Genomic DNA, 17,584 nt, shown 5'->3' with positions numbered 1-17,584 from the left:
GAAGGCGTGAGCCGTCGTCGTCGAGCGCAAGAACACCACGGCCGGCCCCACGGAACGACGAAGGCCCCGGTCCCACCAGGGACCGGGGCCTTCGGAATCCGGAAGGATCAGAGGACGGTGACGGCCTCGTCGAAACCGAACTTCGGCTTGGGGGCGCCCCAGGCGTCCTCGCCGGCCTGGCCGATGTTGACCACGAGGAAGCTCTTCTGGTCACCCTCGGGGAAGAAGGCGGCGTCGATCGCGGCGAAGTCGGCGCCGGTCATCGGGCCGGCGGAGAGGCCGAGGGCGCGGACGGCCAGGATGAAGTAGCCGGCCTGGAGGTGGGCGTTGTTGTTGGCGAACGTGCCGCTCAGCTCAGCGTTCCCGGCGAACATGGCCTTGGGGGCGTCCCAGCCCGGGGAGAAGGCGTCCCACTTGCCGTGCCAGTCGGTGTCGTAGGACAGGACGGCGACGGCGGGGGCGGCCGCGGTCTTCGGCTGGTTGCCGGCCATCATGGCGTCGACGAGCTCGGCGCGCTTCTCCGGCGACTGCACGAAGGTCACGCGCAGCGGCTGGGCGTTGAAGGCGGAGGGGCCGAACTTGGTCAGCTCCCAGATCGCCTGGAGCTGCTGCTCGGTGACCTCGCCCTGGAAGGCGTTGGCGGTGCGGGCTTCGTGGAAAAGGGCGTCGACGGCGGCGGCGTCCAGGACTGCTTCTTCGTGGGCAATGCTCATGGCTTGTTCCTTCGGGGAGTTCCGGGGGCTTCGAATGGTTTCAACTTCAAGCAATCGGCGGTTCTTCCCCCACAAGCTGTGAGATGCGACACATCTGGACCCGTTCCGTGCGCCCGGCCACCCAGTAAAGTTGCTCTGGAAACACCCCGACCCTCTGGAAAGGCCTCGCGTGAGCCTGCTCGGAACCTCCTGGACCCTTCACGGCGACGGCAAGACCGTCCGGCCCGGCGAAGTGGTCTCCCCCAACGAACGGCTCAGCTGGCCCCGCACCATCGGCATCGGCACCCAGCACGTGGTGGCCATGTTCGGCTCCACCTTCCTGGTGCCGATCCTGACGGGCATGCCGCCGGCCACCACCCTGTTCTTCTCCGGCATCGGCACGCTGCTGTTCCTCGTGGTCACCCGCGGCCGGGTCCCCAGTTACCTGGGTTCGAGCTTCGCGTTCATCGCCCCCATCATGGCCTCGCAGCAGCAGTACGGCGTGGCCGGGGCACTCGGCGGCGTCATCATGGCGGGCGCGGCACTGTTCGTGGTGGGGCTCGTGGTGCAGGCGTTCGGTTCCGAGTGGATCAACAGGCTCATGCCGCCCATGGTCACCGGTGCGATCGTGGCCCTCATCGGTCTGAACCTCGCCCCCGCGGCGAAGGCGAACTTCGTCAAGGCCCCCATCACCGCCCTGGTCACGCTCCTGGCGATCATCCTGGTGGGCGTGCTCTTCAAAGGCATCCTCGGCCGGCTGAACATCCTGATCGGCGTGGTGCTGGGCTACCTGGTGGCCATGTGGCGCGGCGAAGTGGACTACAGCCAGATGAACGACGCCGCCTGGATCGGCCTGCCGCACTTCCAGGCGCCGAGCTTCAACGTGGGCGTGATCGGCCTCTTCGTGCCGGTGGTCCTGGTGCTCGTGGCGGAGAACGTGGGGCACGTGAAGAGCGTGGCCACCATGACCGGGGAGAACCTGGACGCCTACGCCGGCCGGGCTCTCATGGCCGACGGCGCCGCGACCATCCTGGCCGGCACGGGCGGCGGCTCCGGCACCACCACGTACGCGGAGAACATCGGCGTCATGGCCGCCACCAAGGTGTACTCCACGGCCGCGTACTGGGTGGCCGGCCTCTTCGCGATCGTGCTCAGCTTCTCCCCCAAGTTCGGCGCCCTGATCGCGACCGTCCCGGCCGGTGTGCTGGGCGGCGCGGCCACCATGCTGTACGGCATGATCGGCATCCTGGGCGTGAAGATCTGGGTGCAGAACAAGGTCAACTTCTCCAACCCGATCAACCTGAGCACGGCCGCCGTCGCCCTGATCGTGGGCATCGCGGACTACACCTGGAACCTCGGTGAGCTCAGCTTCACGGGCATCGCGCTCGGGTCCGCGGCGGCCCTGGTCATGTATCACGGCATGAAGGCCATCGCGAAGGCACGCGGCACGGTGGCGGAGCCGGAGACCGAATGACCAGGCCGGGACTCACTTTCGACGACGGCGGGCAGGCGCCCGACGTCGTCATCGGTGATGTCCACGGCGCGCTGGAACCACTGTCCAACGCTCTGCGGCGCCAGGGCCTCCTGGACCGGATGGGCTCCTGGTGCGGCGGCCGTCGCACTCTCTGGCTCCTGGGCGACTTCCTGGACCGGGGCCCGGACGGTTCGGGTGTGGTGCACCTGGTGCGCCGCCTCCAGCAGCAGGCGGCCGACGACGGCGGCGCCGTCAACGCGCTGCTGGGCAACCACGAGGTGCTGGCGCTGGGGAAGCGCCGCTTCGGTGCGCTGCACCTCGAGACCCCGGCGGGCCCGCGGTCCTTCCACGACTCATGGCAGCGCAACGGCGGACGCGAGCAGGACCAGCACGAGCTGAGCGAGGACGACTTCGCCTGGCTCACGGCGCTCCCAGCCATGGCGCTGACGGGTTCGCACCTGCTGGTCCACGCGGACACGACGCAGTACCGGCACTGGGGATCGGACGTCACCGGGGTGAACGACGCGCTGCGGAACCAGCTGGAGAGTGACGACCCCCTGGACGTCTGGGACGTCTGGGCGCGGCTGACCACCCGGCATGCGTTCCGCGAGCGGCCCTCCGTGGCGCGCGAATTCCTCCGCGAGTTCGGCGGATCCCGGCTGGTGCACGGTCACAGCATCATCGCGGACGTCCACGGGCACCCCGCTCCGCTCACCCGGGGCCCGGACGTCTACGCGGAAGGCCTTGTGGTAGACATTGACGGTGGGCTCTATGACGGTGGTCCCTGCATCGTCCTGCACCTGCCCTGACCCCGGGATCACCCCCGGAATCATCCCGACGACCGAGCCCGCGGGCGGCACGAACCGCCCCGAAGGAGCCTGAACGACATGCCCCGCACCACACCCCCGGCCCTGGCCAAGGCCCGGTCCTACTGGATGGGCCTGTCCATCGCGTTCGGCGTGGGGCTGGGTCTGTACGCCGCGGCGCCCGCGCCGTGGCATCTGGTGAGCGCCGGGGCGTACGTGGCGTTCGTGGTCTTCCAGGCTGCGGTGTACGGGCAGATCAAGCCGGCCCTGGAGGGCAAACTCGCCTTCAACTCCGCCAGCTTCGGGCTCCTGGCCCTGCTTCTGGTGGTGGCCGCCGTGGTGTCCCGCGATTCGCCCTACTCCCTGTTGCTCGGGATCGGCCTGGGCGTGCTGGCCGGAATCTCCATGTTCTGGGTCCTCAGCCGCCGCGGACGCTTCTACCCGAAGGAGAACCGGGGCTGACGACGGCGGGCTGACCGGCCGCGCGGGCGCCGGCCGCGCCGCAGCGGACCACGCCGTCGTGCCGAGTCCGCTTGGCCGAGTCCGCTGTCCACGGTGTGAAACCGCTACCATTCGTAGCGGATTCACGGCCCGAATAGCGGACTCGCGAGGAACCGGCCCGCCTAGGCCCGTTCCTCGACCGCCTCCACGAGCTGCTGCTCGGCCCGGTCCAGGTAGCCGCGGAGGTACTCGGCCGCCTCAGCCCGCTGCCCGGCTGCCAGGAGTTCGACGATCCGTTCGTTGCCCTCCACGTACGGCGCGTGGAAGCGGGGGTCCCGGGCCATGGCCGCGAACACCAGGCGCATCTCCGCGAGGACCTGCTCCATGAGCGCGTCGAGCCTGCCACTGCCCGCGGCCGAGAGGACCGCCCGGTGGAATTCCTGGTTCGCCCCGGCCATCCCGGCGATGTCCCCGTCCGCGACCGCCGCCCGGCCCCGGCGGACGATCCCCGCCAGCAGCTCGACGTCGATCTCCGGAGCCCACAGCAGCGCGGCCGGTTCCACGAGCTTCCGGACGCGATAGATCTCCCGGACGTCCTCGGCCGTGGGGTGGGCCACGAAGACGCCCCGGTTCGGGATCCGGTGCACCACGCGTTCGGCGTGCAGGGTGGCGAAGGCTTCGCGGAGCGTGTTCCGTGAGACGCCCAGGGCTTCCCGGAGCGCCTCTTCCGGGAGCTTGGTGCCGGGGGTCAGTTCGCCGTCGGCGATGCGCTGGCGCAGCGTGGCCGCCACCCACTGGGCGGTGTGCGCGTGGGCGGCACGCGCTTCGCGGCGCAACCCCGCCAGGACAGCATCAGAACTCACAGGCCCACTGTATGCCGCGGAACCGGGCGGGCCGGAATCGCCGTCACGGCGCTGAAACAGTGAGTTCCCGACGAAACAGTGATCAGAACACACTGTTTCGTCGGGAACTCACTGTTTCAGCGTGCGGTCAGCCCACGGTCCGTCCCTACAGCGACGCCGGCGTCACCCGTTCGAAGCGCACCCTCGCCCCGGGCGGCAGCTGCGCCAGGAGGTCCTGGTCGGCGTCGAGCACCACGCCGATCACGGGGTAACCGCCGGTCACCGGATGGTCCGCCATGAACACCAGGGGCAGCCCGGAGGCCGGAACCTGGATGGCACCGCGCACCGTGCCCTCGCTCTGGAGCTCACCCTCGGTCCGCCGAGCCAGGGGCTCCCCGGAGAACCGGATGCCCACCCGGTTCGACTCCGCCGTCACGGTCCACTCCCCCGCGTGGAACGCCTCCAGCGACTCCTCGGTGAACCAGTCGTCCCGCGGCCCCGGGACCACGCGGAGCACCGTCACCTCCGACGGCGACGGCAGGTCCGGGGCCGTCTCCGGCTCCCCCACGGCACCTGGCAGGCGGGGATCCAGCAGCCCGAGCCGGCTCCCCGCAGCGAGCGGCGCGGGACCCAGCCCGGACAGGACGTCGGTGGCGGCGCTGCCCAGCACGGTCCCGCATCGCAGGCCGCCCCGGACGGCCACATAGCTGCGCAGCCCGGCGTCGGGGGCGCCGAGCCGCAGCGTCTCGCCGGCCAGGAGTGTGAGCGGGGAGTCGAGCGGGGCGTCCCAGGGGGTGCCGTCGTCGTCGATGACCGTCAGCGGGACATCGGCGCCCGTGACGGCCACGATCGTGTCCTTCAGCGCGCGCAAGGTCAGCCCGCCCGGCAGGGCCTCGAGGCCCGGAGTCCCGGTGGGATTGCCGACCATGCGGTTGGCACGCTTGAGGGCGCCGCGGTCCATGGCGCCGGAGTCACTCACGCCCGACGCCGCGTGGCCGGGCCGCCCGAGATCCTGCACCGTGGTCTGGAGCCCGGGATTGCGGACCTCCAGAACGGGTTCTCCCGTCTCGGCCGCGGGCCGGGCGGGCACGGCCTGGACCGCCTCCCGCACGGGGACGAAACGAACGGTGTCACCGGCCCTGATGAGGGCGGGTTCGTCGCGGGCGGCGTCCCAGAGGAGCGCGCCGGTGCGGCCGATCAGCTGCCAGCCGCCGGGCGAATCGTTGGGGTAGACGGCGGAGTACCCGCCGGCGAGCGCCACGGATCCCGCCGGCACGCGGGTGCGCGGGGAGGTGCGGCGGGGAACCTCGGGCACGCCGGGAGCGCTCAGGTAGGCGAACCCCGGGGCGAATCCGCCGAACGCCGCGGTCCACACCGTGCCCGCGTGCCCGGCCACGACGGCCTCCACGCTGCGGCCGGTGAGGCGGGCGACCTCGGCGAGGTCCTCGCCGTCGTACAAGGTCTCGATGAGCACCTCGCGCCCGGCCGAGCGCACGCCGGCGTCCAGATCGGCCGTCCGAAGCCGTTCCACCACCCCACCCAGGGAGCGGGGCAGCGCCACCGTCACCAGCACGGTGCGGGCCGCAGCCACGACGTCGACGACGCCGGCCGGCGGCTCGGCGAGCAGGCCCGCCTGGAGCGCCAGCACGGCGTCCAGGCTGTCGAGTTCGGCGAGGACCGCGCGGTCCCCCACGCGGCGCACTCCCAGGAGACGGCCCATCTCAGGCGAAGCTCTGGACGACGACACCACGGGCCGTCAGTTCCGCGTGGATCCGCGCGGCCATGGCGACGGCGCCGGGGGTGTCGCCGTGCACGCAGATGCTCCCGGCGGTCACGGGCAGTACGGTGCCGTCCACAGCCCGGACCGTGCCGTCCACCAGGCGGAAGACGTGGTCCAGGATCTGGTCGATGTCATGCAGGACCGCCCCCGGGCTGCTGCGCGGGACCAGGGTGCCGTCCGGCTGGTAGGCCCGGTCCGCGAATGCTTCGGCGACGGTGCGCAGGCCCGCCTCAGTGGCGATCCGTTCCACCGCGGAGCCGGGCAGCACCAGAAGCGGGAGCGCCGGGTCCACGGCCAGGACCGCGTCCACCACGGCCCGTGCCTGCGTCTCGTGGTGCACGATCGTGTTGTAGAGCGCGCCGTGCGGTTTCACGTATCGGACGGCTGTGTCCTCCGCGCGGGCCAGGGCCTGGAGCGCGCCGATCTGGTAGATCACGTCGTCCCGGAGTTCTCCCGGGTCCATGTCGATGAAGCGGCGCCCGAATCCGGCCAGATCCCGGTAGCCGGGGTGGGCTCCGACCGTGGTGCCCGTCTGGACGGCCGCGCACACGGTGGCGCGGATGCCCACCGGGTCCCCGGCGTGGAAGCCGCACGCGACGTTGGCGCTGGAGACGTTGGCCAGGATGGCGGCATCGTCCCCGAAGGTCCAGTTCCCGAAGGATTCGCCCACATCGCTGTTGAGGTCGATCACGCTCACGCGGTCACGCTCCGCAGGCGTCCGACGGAGTCCACAGCGTCCCAGGCGAAGCTCGCCAGCCAGTGCGTCGACATGAAGTCGCCGCTCTGCAGTCCACGCATCCCGGCCTCGAACAACGGCTCGACGGCGGCCTCCAGGACGGCGCGAAGCTCCGCCTGAGTGCCGCCCGGCTCAGCCGTGGGCGCCGGAGTGCCGGTCGCGGCGTCCGCGTCGCGCCGGGAATCCAACACCGCGGCCACCCGGGCCAGCTGACCCGCACGCGTGAGGTTCAAGCCGTGCAGGTGGACCATGTAGCCGTCGCTCTCGTCGGCCACCCCCACGGTGGCGAGCATCCGCGACTCCGCGGTCAGCCCGGGCAGGAACCCACTGAGCCAGGCGGCGAATTCCCCGGCGGGGAGCACGCGCTGCATGAGGTCGGCCTCGCTCAGGCCGGCCGAAAGGAAGTCCTGGCCGCTCAGCTCCCACTCGGTGGCCCAGGCGCGGTCCTCGCCGAACCAGCGGACGGCGGCCCGTTCGCAGGCCTCCGCGGCGTCATCGCGGCCGAGCTCGCGGAACGCAGTCAGGAGGTAGGCCAGTCCGAACGCGGCGTTGGTGTGCAGGCCGTGCCGCACCGGGTACTCCACGGTGGCGGTCCAGGCCTGCACCAGCTCTGCGACCACATCCACGCAGCCCTCCAGGTTCCGCCCCCACGCGGCGATCCCGGGATCCGCCGACACGTGGCAGGTCGCGGCCAGGCGCATCAGCCACGCCCAGCCGTAGGGCCGTTCCCAGGACGGGTTGGCCCGCAGGTAGTCCGCCTCGACGGCGAGCTTCGCGGCGGTGAGGTTCACGCCCAGGGCGGCGCGGAGGGCGTCGGCCGTGCCGGCGTCGAGCTCCGCCTCGCCCCGCCCGACGGCGTCGAGCACGCTCGCCCCCAGCCAGTGCATGTGCACGCAGGAGTGCCAGTCGAAGGAGGTGTGGAACGCCGGGTGGAGCTCGGCGGGGGTGTGCAGATCCTCCTCGGAGCGCTCCACGTGGTGCGAAGCGTACGGGTACGGGCGGCCCAGATTGTCCAGGACCACCTCGGCGCAGTGCTGGGCGGCGCCCGGGAACAGGGTGTCGGTCATGAGCGTGCCTTTCTAGAACGCGAGGAAGTACATGAGGCCGATGTTGACCACCAGCAACGGCAGAGCGGTGCCGATCTGCGCCGTGATGACACCGTAGCGGTTCTTCATCTCCAGGAGCGCGGCCGGGACCAGGTTGAAGTTCGCGGCCATGGGGGTGCAGAGCGTGCCGCAGAAGCCCGCGAGCATGCCGATCGCGAAGACGATCGCCGGGTTGCCGTGGAACTGCTGGATCAGGACGGGCCAGCCGATGGCCGCCGTCATGATGGGGAAGGCCGCGAAGCCGTTGCCCATGAGCACGGTGAAGAGGAACATCCCCACGCAGTAGACCGCGACGGCGGCCAGCAGGGATCCCTCGGGCAGGATGGACGCCGTGAGGGTCCCCACCGCCGTCCCGACGCCCGCCTTGGTGAACAGGATCCCCAGGGTCGAGAGCATCTGGGGCAGCAGTGCCGCCCAGCCGATCGACTCGAGGATGCGGCGGCTCTCCAGCAGCGGCGCCAGCTTGTTGCGGGGCTTGAGGATCACGACGGCGGCCGCCGCGGCCACGATCGCGCCGATGGTCAGTGCCACCAGGGTGGTGTTCTTGGGATCCAGGATCGGGGTGCCCCCGATGACGAGGACCGGCGCCGCGAGCACGAGGGCCACCGTGACCACGGGAAGCAGGAGTGCCGGGATGAACAGCTTGTTCCCGAAGCGGGCGGCGTAGGCGACACGCTCGGCCGGGGTGGAGGACTTCGCCTTCCCGTCCGAGAGCTGACCGCTGGAGGCCAGTCCGACGAGCACCAGCACGGCCACGCCCAGGATCCAGGCGGGCGCCTTGCCGGCCTGGACCCAGGTGCCGTAGAAGAAGCAGAGACCCAGGCTGCCCCAGAAGAGGGAACTGCCGATGCGGTGCCGGTGGCCGGTGTCCCGCGCGATGAGGGAGGCCCAGGCGATGAAGAGGGCCCCGATGAACCAGTAGACGGCTTCGACGTTGATCATGCGGCGCTCCCTGCGTGAACGGTGGCGGACTCGCCGGTGATGCGGGCGTATTCGCGGTCGAGCTTGCGGTCCAGGCGGAGGAGCCGGAAGCCGTGGATGAGGAACGCGGCGATCGCGGTGGGGATGGCCCAGAGGGCGAGCTCCAGCGGTTCGAGCTGCAGGTGGTACGTGGTGTCGACGAAGGTGGTGATCAGCAGGATGGAGCCGACGGCCACGAAGACGTCCTCCCCGAAGAAGACGCCCACGTTGTCCGCGGCTGCGGAGTGGCCCTTGATGCGTTCCTTGAGCTGCTCCGGGACGTTGCCGTAGCGGCGCATGGCGGCGCCTTCGGCCATGGGGTAGACCAGGGGGCGGACGGCCTGGGCGTGGCCGCCGATGCTGGTCAGGCCCACGGCGGCGGTGATCTGGCGGATGGCGAGGTAGGCCAGGAGCACACGTCCGGCGGTGAGCCGGGCGAGCTTGGAGATCAGGTTCTTGGCCTGCTCCTGGAGCCCGAAGTATTCGATGATGCCGATGACCGGGAGCACGGCCGCGAAGACGGTCACGGAGCGGCTGCTGGCGAAGCCGGAACCGAAGGCCTCCAGGATCTGAAGCGGGTTCATGCCGCCCAGGAGTGCGGTGACGATCCCGGCGACGGTGACGACGATGAGGGGGTTGAGGCGAACGGCGAATCCGATGATCACCAGCAGTACCCCGATGAGTACGAGCATGCGAGTCCATTCCACGGGGACCGAGGGGTCCGGGAGAGCTGTCCGTGGCGCCCGTCACGGGACCACGTGACTCACATCATAGAACTTTGTTCAACAATCCGGCAAGGCTTTGTTGAACAATCCGGGGCGGGGCGGGCCTCGGAAACGCCGAAACCGCGAGTTTCCGTCGAAACCGTGTGTTTAATGCACTGTTTCGACGGAAACCCACGGTTTCACGAATGACGACCGGGCCAGGAATCCGACTAGTCCACCTACACCCGGCTGAAGCGGAACGTCCGCACCGAGAACGGCGTCAGGGACAGCGCGACGCCGTCGCCCGACGTCGCGCCCTCAGCGGAACCAGCGGAACCGGCGGAACCTCCCACGCTCTCCAGGGCGGGGGCGTCCGGCAGCTCGTCCTCGATCAGGCTGACCTCGCGGCCGGCGCCGAACGCCGGGTCGACGTGGAGCACGGCATTCGCGCGGCGGCCCTGCGGCTCGTAGACGCGGACCACGAGGTCGCCGGAGCGGTCGTGGGCGAGCTTCACCGAGGAGACGAGCACGCCGTCGCCGTCCACGCGCACCAGGGACTCGACCGGGGCGGCGCCGCTCCGCGAACGGACAGGACTGTTCAGGTGGATGCCCTCGCGGGTCGCCACCAGGGCGTCGGCCCCGATCACCAGCCCGTAGGAGTGCTGGTGCACGCCCTGATCGGTCTCCGGATCCGGGAAGCGCGGGGCCCGCAGCAGGGAGAGCCGCAGGGTGGTGGTGACGCCGGCGTCGGAATCGGCGTCACGGGTCATGTCGAAGCCGTAGCTGGACTCCGTCACCAGGGCCGCGCCGAAACCGGGCTCCTCGGCCAGCACGAAGCGGTGCATGGAGGTCTCGAACTTCGCCGCCTCCCAGCTGGTGTTGGTGTGCGTGACGCGCTTGTTGAAGCCGAACTGCGTCTCCGCGGCCGTGTGCTCGGCCCGGACGTCCAGCGGGAAGGAGACCTTGAGGAACTTCTCGGCCTCGTGCCAATCGGTCTCCTGATCGATCCGCAGCGTGCGGGAATCAGCGGCCAGGCGCAGCACCTGCCGGACCTTGGAGCCGGAGAACTCACGCTCGAGCACCACGCGCGCCTCGGCGTCGTCGCCCTCCACGGCGAAGGAGGACAGCGAGCGCAGCTCCGTCACGCGGTTGCGGTAGTAGCGGTCCACGTCCCAGGCGTCCCACATGTTCGGGAAGTCCTGGTGCAGCTGAAGCACGTTGGCCTCGGCGCCCGCGGGGATCGCGTCGCGCCCGCTGGCCAGGTCCACCGCGGAGACGATGTGGCCCTCCCGGCTGATGACGACCTCCACCAGTCCATTGCGGAGCACGACGCCGCGCGCCTCCTCGGTCACCGTGACCGGCTCGGTGCCACGCGGGGCGGCCTCGGCGGCACCCAGCGCGGGCACGCCGGAGCGCCCGAACGGCGCCGCGTTGAACGTGAGCCGCACATCGCCGTCGCCGGCCAGAGCATCCAGCGCGCGGCCGATCAGAACCTCGGCTGTCTCCGTGAGGCGGCGGTACGTCTCGACGGCCTCACGGTGCACCCAGGCGATCGAGGTGCCGGGGAGGATGTCGTGGAACTGGTGCAGCAGGAGGTCCTCCCACAGCGCGTTCAGTTCGTCGTAGGGGTACTCGTAACCCGTGCGGGCCGCGGCCGTGGCGCTCCACAATTCGGCCTCCACCAGGAGGTGCTCCACGCGGCGGTTGCCCTGCTTGGTCTTGTGCTGGCTGGTGAGGGTGGCCCGGTGGAGTTCCAGGTACAGCTCGCCCACCCAGACCGGGGGCTTCGGCATCTCGGCCCGCGCCCGGGCGAAGTAGTCGTCCGGGTTCTCCCAGCGCACCGTGGCACTGCCTTCCAGGTCCGCCAGACGGCGCGCCTTGCCCGTCATCTCGCGGGTGGTGCCGCCTCCGCCGTCGCCCCAGCCGACCGGGGCGATCGAGCCGGACGCCACACGGGCCTCACGGAACTGGCGGCTGGCGCGGGCCATCTCCTCGCCGGAGAGCTGCGCGTTGTAGGTGTCCATGGGCGGGAAGTGGCTGAAGACCCGGGAGCCGTCGATGCCTTCCCAGTTGAAGGTGTGGTGCGGGAACTTGTTGACCTGGTTCCAGGAGATCTTCTGCGTGAAGAACCACTCGAAGCCCGCACGGCGCATGAGCTGCGGCAGGGCCGGCGAGTACCCGAAGCTGTCCGGCAGCCACACGCCCTTGCAGGCCTCGCCGAACTCGTCCCGGAAGAACGACTGCCCGTACAGGAACTGCCGGGACAGGGCCTCGCCGCTGGGCATGACCGTGTCCGACTCCACCCACATGCCACCCAGCGGCACGAAGCGTCCCTCCGCGACCGCGGCCTTGACCTTGGCGTACACCTCGGGCCGGTGGACCTTGAGCCATTTGTACTGCTGGGCGCTGGACATGCCGTAGAGGAAGTCCGCGTCCTGGCCGATCAGCTCGGTCATGGAGGAACTGGTGCGGGCCACCTTGCGGATGGTCTCGCGGAGCGGCCAGAGCCAGGCGGAGTCGATGTGGGCGTGACCGATGGCGGACACCTGGTGGGCACTGGCCTCGGCGGGACGCTCGAGCAGCGGCGCCAGGACCTCGCGGGCCTCCTCGGCGGTCTCGGCGATCCGCTGGAGGTCGACGCGGTCCAGGGCGTCGTCCAGGCCCTGGAGGATGCGCATGCGTCGCGGCGAGGACTCCGGCAGCTCGGCCTGAAGCTCGAAGAGCACTTCCAGGTCCAGGCACAGTTCGTGGACTTCGCGGTTGAACACGGCGAGGTCCATGCGGCGCGTGGTGTAGAGCTTCTTCGGCGAGGAGGTGCGGATGTCGCCTTCCTGCGTGGGGAGGAAGGGGTGGTAGTCCAGGAGCACCGGGTTGGACGCGGCTTCGATGAACAGCTCGACCGCTTCCCCGCCCTCGGCCTCATCGGCCACCAGGACCCACTGGTTCCGCGGGTTGAGGGACTTCAGCGGCTCGCCCTCGGGGGTGTAGACGAGACCTTCGCACTGGAAGCCGGTCATGTTCACATCGAAGCCGAGGTCCACCACCATCTCCACACGGCGACCGGCCCAGCCTTCGGGGATCCGGCCCGTCAGGCGGAACCACGTCGTGCCCCAGGCCGCTCCCCAGGGCGTCCCCACCTGGTACGGCGAGTAGTCCAGGGCCAGACCTTCGGCAGGGGCGATCGGCTCGCCCGGCAGTTCATGCCAGGCGACGTCCAGCGCCACACTTTCCTCGTAGACGGCGGGATACAGGCGTTCGGCCAGGACCCGCTTGACGCGTCCGGTGGTCAGGTTGATGTCGTCATGCATGGATGTGCTCGTGTCCTCACGTCTGGTGTCAGGTGGCTTGGAAGGTCAACGGCTCGCAAAGGGCGAGACTAGCAGCGCTTTCCGGAGTTTCGCTAGCGATTTGCGGTAATTGCCCCGGCAGCGGACGCGCCGCTGTCCAGGACGGTGGTGATGCCCCGCTCGGCGAGGCGTGCGGCGTCCCGTCCGCGGGAGGCCAGCAGCACCTGCGGGCCCTGTCCCCCGGCCGCCGCGGCGTCCAGCCAGGCCCGGTGGAAGGCCCCTCCGGGCGCGCAGGTGGCGCGGTAACCTTCGGCCGTGTCGTCCAGGACCACGGCGACGGTGGAGGACGACGACGGCGCGCCGCCCGTCCCGGCGGAAGACTCACCGGAGGCGCGGCCCCCGGAGCCCGCAGAGCCCGCTTGGGCGCCCGCCCCGGCCCCCCGGAACTCCGCCACGAGCGCGGCGAAACGCTCCCCGGTGGGCTTCAGCACGCCGTCGTGGGTGAAGAGCCCCAGGTCGTACTCGACCTCGGGGAAGTCGGCGAGCGCCCGCGAGACGTCGTGCGAGCACCACCAGGTCACGCCCATCAGGCCGGGCACGGAGGCCGCGTTCCGGATGGTGGCTTCCAGGAAGTCCGGGGCGGACTCGCGCGGGATCACCGTGGTGGGGGCGCCCACCTCCTGGAGCCAGACGGGGCGTGCGGCGTCCTCGTGCCACGCGGCGGCGAGCTGGAGCAGGTACTCGGCGTGGCGGACGGAGCCGTCATGCAGGGGCCCGAACGTCTGGGCCGCCCCGTTGAACACCCAGGAGTGCACCACGGTGGCGTCGCCGAACTCCACGGCGTGACGGGGTTCGAAAGGCTGCCGGTCGTCATACCAGGACGCGTCGTACATGGCGTTGGTGACGAACGGATCCCCCTGCGAGCGGGCGCCCGCCACGAGGGCCTCCAGCCAGGCGGACGCCTGCTCCGGGGTGACCGGGTGGGCGTCCGGGTGGAGGGGCGGGGCGAACTGGTTGAGCTCGTTGCCCAGGGTGATGCCCATGATGTTCGGCCGGCCCTCCAGCCTGCGGGCGAACTCAGCCGCCAGATCAGCCTCGGCCTGCACCACGTCGGGGTCCGTGAACAGGTTCCTCCGGTGCCAGGTGGAGATCCAGGCCGGGAGGAAGTCGTAGCTGGACAGGTGCCCCTGGAGGACGTCCAGGTTCACGTCCAGCCCGAATTCCGCGGCGACATCCACCACCGTCATGACGTCATCCAGGGCCGTCTGGCTGATGAGGCTCCTATTGGGCTGGACCACGGGCCAGAGCGGGAAGATGCGGATGTGGTCCACACCCAGCGAGGCGATCTGGCCCAGGTCCCGGCGCACATCCTCCTCGCGGAGGTGCTGCCAGGAGTGGAACCACCCTGATGCCGGTGTGTAGTTGACCCCGAATCGCACGGAAAAGTCCTCCTGTTGGTTGGTGATGATCAGTTTCAGCCCTTGACGCCGCCTTCTTCCACGCCCTTGAAGAAGAATCTCTGCAGGACGCCGAAGACCACGGCGATGGGGATGAACGCGATCATGGTGCCGGCCGCGATGAGCCGCATGTCGTTGGTGAAGGTGCCGGAGAGGTACTGCAGGCCGATGGTGAGGGTGAAGTTCTCCGGGGTGGTGAGGACGATCAGCGGCCAGAGGAAATCATCCCAGGCGCCGATGAAGGAGAAGATGGCCACCACGGCGATGGTGCCGTAGACGGACGGCAGGGCCACCCGGATGAGCCGCTGCCAGGCGTTGGCGCCGTCCACCACGGCGGCCTCCTCGATCTCCGAGGGGAGCTGGCGGAAGGCGTTGAACATGAGCAGCACGTTCAGGACGCTGACCATGCCGGGCAGCGCCACACCGAGCAGGGTGTCCGCCAGGCCCAGGTCCCGGACGGTGACGTACTGGGAGATGATCGTGGCCTCGGCCGGGAGGATGAGGGTGATCATGAAGAGGCCCAGGACCCACTTCTTGAAGCGGAAGGACAGCCGGGCCAGGGCGTATCCGGCCGCCGTGGAGAAGACCACGTTGCCCACCACGGCCACCGCGGCCACGAACAGCGAGTTGCCGATGTACCGCCAGACGTCGATCGCCTGGAACACCCGGACGTAGTTGCTGAGCGTGGGCTGCTGCGGGAGGAGGCTGAGGTTCTCGGTGTAGATGTCCTCCGTGCTGCTGCGCAGCGACGTGGACAGCTGCCAGAGGAAGGGTCCCACCGTGACGAACAGGACGAAGATCAGCGCCGCGTAGCGCCAGAACTTCTCGGCGGCGGAGGGTGCGCCGAAGGTGCGGGAACGACGGCGGCGGGAGGCCTGCGTCGGGCCCTTCAGCGCGTCGTCCGGTGCGGAGGGCCGCAGTTCAGTGGCACTCATTTGTCCCCCTTGTTCAGACGGGCCAGGACCAGCATGGGGATCAGCGTCAGCAGGAAGAGCAGGATGCTCAGGGCCGAGGCGTAGCCGAGGTTGCCGGTGAATCCGCGGGCGTACTGCTGGATGAGCATGACCATGGTGAGGTCCTCACCGCCGGGGCCGCCCTTGCCGCCCGTGAGGATGAAGACTTCGGAGAACACCCGGAGGGCGCTGATGGCCACCAGCACGGCGACCAGGCCCATGGCTCCGCGGACGCCCGGGACGGTGACGCTCCAGAAGCGGCGGACCGCGCCCGCGCCGTCGATCGCGGCGGCCTCGTGCAGTTCCTTGCCCACGTTCCCGAGGGCTGCCAGGTACACGATCATGTAGTAGCCCAGCCCTTTCCAGACGGTCAGGCTGATGGCGGAGATGATGACGAGCCAGCGGTCGGTGAGGAACGGGATCGGCTCGGTGACCACATGGAGCGCCTGCGCCAGGTTGTTGACGGCGCCGCGGGAATCCAGCAGCCAGCTCCACATGAGGCCCACCACCACGGCGGAGGCGATGACAGGGGTGTAGAACGCGGTCCGGAAGAAGGCGATGCCCTTGAGCGGCTTCTCCACCAGGATCGCCAGCAGAAGCGGGAGCAGGGTGAGCAGGGGCACGCAGATGACCATGTAGACCACGCTGTTCAGGAGCGCGTTCATCACCTGGTCGTCTTCGAGGATCTGCTGGAAGTTCTGGACGCCGACGTAGCGTTCCTTGCCACCCAGCGGCTTGGCGTTGGTGAAGGCCATGCGGATGGTGTTCAGCGAGGGCCAGACGTTGAAGACCAGGAGCCAGAGCAGCGCCGGGGCCACGAGGATCCACGGCGTGAACCACTTGTTGGTGCGGACCCGGGTGGCCACCGGGGGTTTCGCCGGGTTCTTCACCGGGCGCGGGATGGTGGTCGACGCCATGGGCGTCTCCTTTCGACTACGAACCGGGTGGGCCGCCGGGACCGGCGGCCCACCCGCTCAGGAACGGCTCACTTCTGCTGCTTGAGCAGCTGGTTGGCCTTGTCCTGGGCCTTCTGCAGGGCTTCCTTGCCGGTGATGTCGCCCTTGACGGCGAGGGCCACCTGCTGCTTGAAGTAGTCGTCCATGGCGGAGTTCCACTGCACCGGGTTCAGGACCTTGCCCTCCTTCAGGCTGTTGAACGCCAGCACGCGGGCCTTGCCGGCCTCGGTGCCGTCGTCCTTGGAGTAGAACGGGTCCTCGGAGGAGCCGGTGGAGGACGGGAAGGTGTTGGTGAGCTTGGCGAAGGAGTTCTGGTTCTCCGCGTTGGTCATGAACTTGGCGAACGCCTTGGCGGTGGCCAGGTGCTTGCTCTTGGCGGAGACGGACAGGCCCTGCGGGTAGAGCGGCGGGGTGTCCAGCGCCTTGTTCTCGGTGAACTTGCCCTTCAGGCTGGGGTTGTCCCGGACGAAGTCCAGGGCGCCCGAGGAGCCGGCGGTGGTCCAGGCGACCTTCTGCTGGGTGAACAGCTTGGCGTTGCCCTGGTAGTTGTTGTTGAGGATCGACGGCGGCATGTAGCCGGACTTGTACGCGTCACGGTACTTGTCGATCACCTTGGCGGCGTCGTCCGTGGCGAAGGTGAACTCGGTGCCCTCGTCGTTGATGACCTTCTGGCCGGTGGCCGTCAGGGCGTTGAGGCCGGGCAGGGTGCTGATGAGGAACTTGTCCGGGCACTTGTCGTGCATGGTCTTGGCCTGCGTGAACAGCTCGTCACGGCTGGAGGGCAGCTTGGCGGGGTCCAGCCCGCACTGGGAGAGCTGGTCCGTGTTCCAGTAGTTCACATCGGTCTGGAGATACCAGGGGTAGGCGAAAGTGCCGTCGACGCCGGGGAACTTGTAGGCGTCCAGCGCTCCCTGGACGTAGCTCTTGGAGAGGTCGTCGCCCTGGGACAGGTCTTCCAGCACGCCCTGCTGGGCCAGCGGGTAGGCGAAGTCGTTCGGGAGGTTGACGACGTCCGGGAGGGAGTTGGAGGCGGCCTGACTGAGGACCTTCTCCGAGTAACCGTCACCGGGCTGGTCCAGGAGCTTGACCTTGGCCTTGGGGTTGGCCTTCTCGAAGTCCGCGATCACCTTGTTCAGGTAGTCGCTGAACTTGGGGGTCAGGGACCAGGTCTGAAGGGTGATCTCCCCTTCGATGGCGTCACTCTGCTGATCGGCTCCCTGGCTTCCGCCCGAGCAGGCCGTCATGCCGAGCGCGGCCGAGAGCAGGAGGGCGGCTCCCGCGAGCAGCTTCTTCTTGGTCTTTTTCTGGTTCATCGTGCGACTCCTTTGTGGCAAGGCTGGGGGGTTCCTGGCGCGACCACTGTGTCGCACGTCTCCCCGTCACTGAAGTG

The 17,584-nt window shown here is 69.5% G+C and carries 15 protein-coding genes; 3 read left to right on the top strand and 12 right to left on the bottom strand.

What is annotated here, in order from left to right; translation table 11 throughout:
- Positions 1-107: 107 nt before the first annotated feature.
- On the bottom strand, positions 108-713 hold the full coding sequence (locus AB4Y75_RS13610) for a malonic semialdehyde reductase (RefSeq protein WP_441436409.1): 606 nt from the start codon (positions 711-713) through the stop codon (positions 108-110).
- 169 nt (positions 714-882) lie between these two features.
- Between AB4Y75_RS13610 and AB4Y75_RS13605 the strand changes: the two genes are divergently transcribed.
- The 3 genes from AB4Y75_RS13605 (at position 883) to AB4Y75_RS13595 (ending at position 3,434) form a co-directional block, all read left to right on the top strand.
- Entirely contained in the window at positions 883-2,166 is a 1,284-nt protein-coding gene (locus AB4Y75_RS13605) for a uracil-xanthine permease family protein (RefSeq protein WP_441436408.1), read from the top strand.
- Positions 2,163-2,975, top strand: coding sequence for a metallophosphoesterase (locus AB4Y75_RS13600; protein ID WP_441436407.1), 813 nt, complete (start codon positions 2,163-2,165; stop codon positions 2,973-2,975). The genes AB4Y75_RS13605 and AB4Y75_RS13600 overlap by 4 nt, the downstream gene beginning before the upstream one ends.
- Before the next feature lie 78 nt (positions 2,976-3,053).
- Complete coding sequence (locus AB4Y75_RS13595) at positions 3,054-3,434, top strand: hypothetical protein (protein WP_441436406.1); 381 nt, start codon at positions 3,054-3,056, stop codon at positions 3,432-3,434.
- A 161-nt stretch (positions 3,435-3,595) separates the two neighbouring features.
- Here AB4Y75_RS13595 and AB4Y75_RS13590 read toward each other — a convergent pair whose 3' ends face one another.
- The 11 genes from AB4Y75_RS13590 to AB4Y75_RS13540 all read right to left on the bottom strand — a co-directional run bounded on the left by AB4Y75_RS13590 (position 3,596) and on the right by AB4Y75_RS13540 (position 17,507).
- Positions 3,596-4,276, bottom strand: a complete 681-nt coding sequence (locus AB4Y75_RS13590; protein WP_441436405.1) for a GntR family transcriptional regulator — start codon at positions 4,274-4,276, stop codon at positions 3,596-3,598.
- 145 nt (positions 4,277-4,421) lie between these two features.
- Entirely contained in the window at positions 4,422-5,975 is a 1,554-nt protein-coding gene (locus tag AB4Y75_RS13585) for a 5-oxoprolinase/urea amidolyase family protein (protein ID WP_441436404.1), read from the bottom strand.
- A gap of 1 nt (position 5,976) precedes the next feature.
- On the bottom strand, positions 5,977-6,732 hold the full coding sequence (locus AB4Y75_RS13580) for a LamB/YcsF family protein (RefSeq protein ID WP_441436403.1): 756 nt from the start codon (positions 6,730-6,732) through the stop codon (positions 5,977-5,979).
- Entirely contained in the window at positions 6,729-7,838 is a 1,110-nt protein-coding gene (locus AB4Y75_RS13575; RefSeq protein WP_441436402.1) for a DUF2891 family protein, read from the bottom strand. Before AB4Y75_RS13575 ends, AB4Y75_RS13580 begins: the two co-directional genes overlap by 4 nt.
- A gap of 12 nt (positions 7,839-7,850) precedes the next feature.
- Complete coding sequence (locus AB4Y75_RS13570) at positions 7,851-8,819, bottom strand: DUF979 domain-containing protein (protein ID WP_441436401.1); 969 nt, start codon at positions 8,817-8,819, stop codon at positions 7,851-7,853.
- Positions 8,816-9,529, bottom strand: coding sequence for a DUF969 domain-containing protein (locus tag AB4Y75_RS13565; protein ID WP_441436400.1), 714 nt, complete (start codon positions 9,527-9,529; stop codon positions 8,816-8,818). Before AB4Y75_RS13565 ends, AB4Y75_RS13570 begins: the two co-directional genes overlap by 4 nt.
- A 251-nt stretch (positions 9,530-9,780) precedes the next feature.
- On the bottom strand, positions 9,781-12,849 hold the full coding sequence (locus AB4Y75_RS13560) for an alpha-mannosidase (RefSeq protein ID WP_441436399.1): 3,069 nt from the start codon (positions 12,847-12,849) through the stop codon (positions 9,781-9,783).
- A 92-nt stretch (positions 12,850-12,941) separates the two neighbouring features.
- Positions 12,942-14,267 (bottom strand): glycoside hydrolase 5 family protein, encoded by a 1,326-nt coding sequence (locus AB4Y75_RS13555; protein ID WP_441436398.1) that lies wholly within the window; start codon positions 14,265-14,267, stop codon positions 12,942-12,944.
- A 35-nt stretch (positions 14,268-14,302) separates the two neighbouring features.
- The gene (locus AB4Y75_RS13550) at positions 14,303-15,220 is read right to left on the bottom strand and encodes a carbohydrate ABC transporter permease (RefSeq protein WP_441436397.1); all 918 of its coding nucleotides are present in this window, start codon (positions 15,218-15,220) and stop codon (positions 14,303-14,305) included.
- Entirely contained in the window at positions 15,217-16,155 is a 939-nt protein-coding gene (locus AB4Y75_RS13545) for a carbohydrate ABC transporter permease (protein ID WP_441436396.1), read from the bottom strand. The genes AB4Y75_RS13550 and AB4Y75_RS13545 overlap by 4 nt, the downstream gene beginning before the upstream one ends.
- A gap of 68 nt (positions 16,156-16,223) precedes the next feature.
- The gene (locus AB4Y75_RS13540) at positions 16,224-17,507 is read right to left on the bottom strand and encodes an ABC transporter substrate-binding protein (RefSeq protein ID WP_441436395.1); all 1,284 of its coding nucleotides are present in this window, start codon (positions 17,505-17,507) and stop codon (positions 16,224-16,226) included.
- Between the last annotated feature and the right edge of the window lie 77 nt (positions 17,508-17,584).

The sequence above is a fragment of the Arthrobacter sp. RAF14 genome (assembly GCF_052114185.1).
In the GTDB taxonomy this organism is placed as follows: Bacteria; Actinomycetota; Actinomycetes; order Actinomycetales; family Micrococcaceae; genus Arthrobacter_E.
Note: the sequence above shows the minus strand (reverse complement) of the source record. Positions and strands in the feature narration are given on the sequence as shown.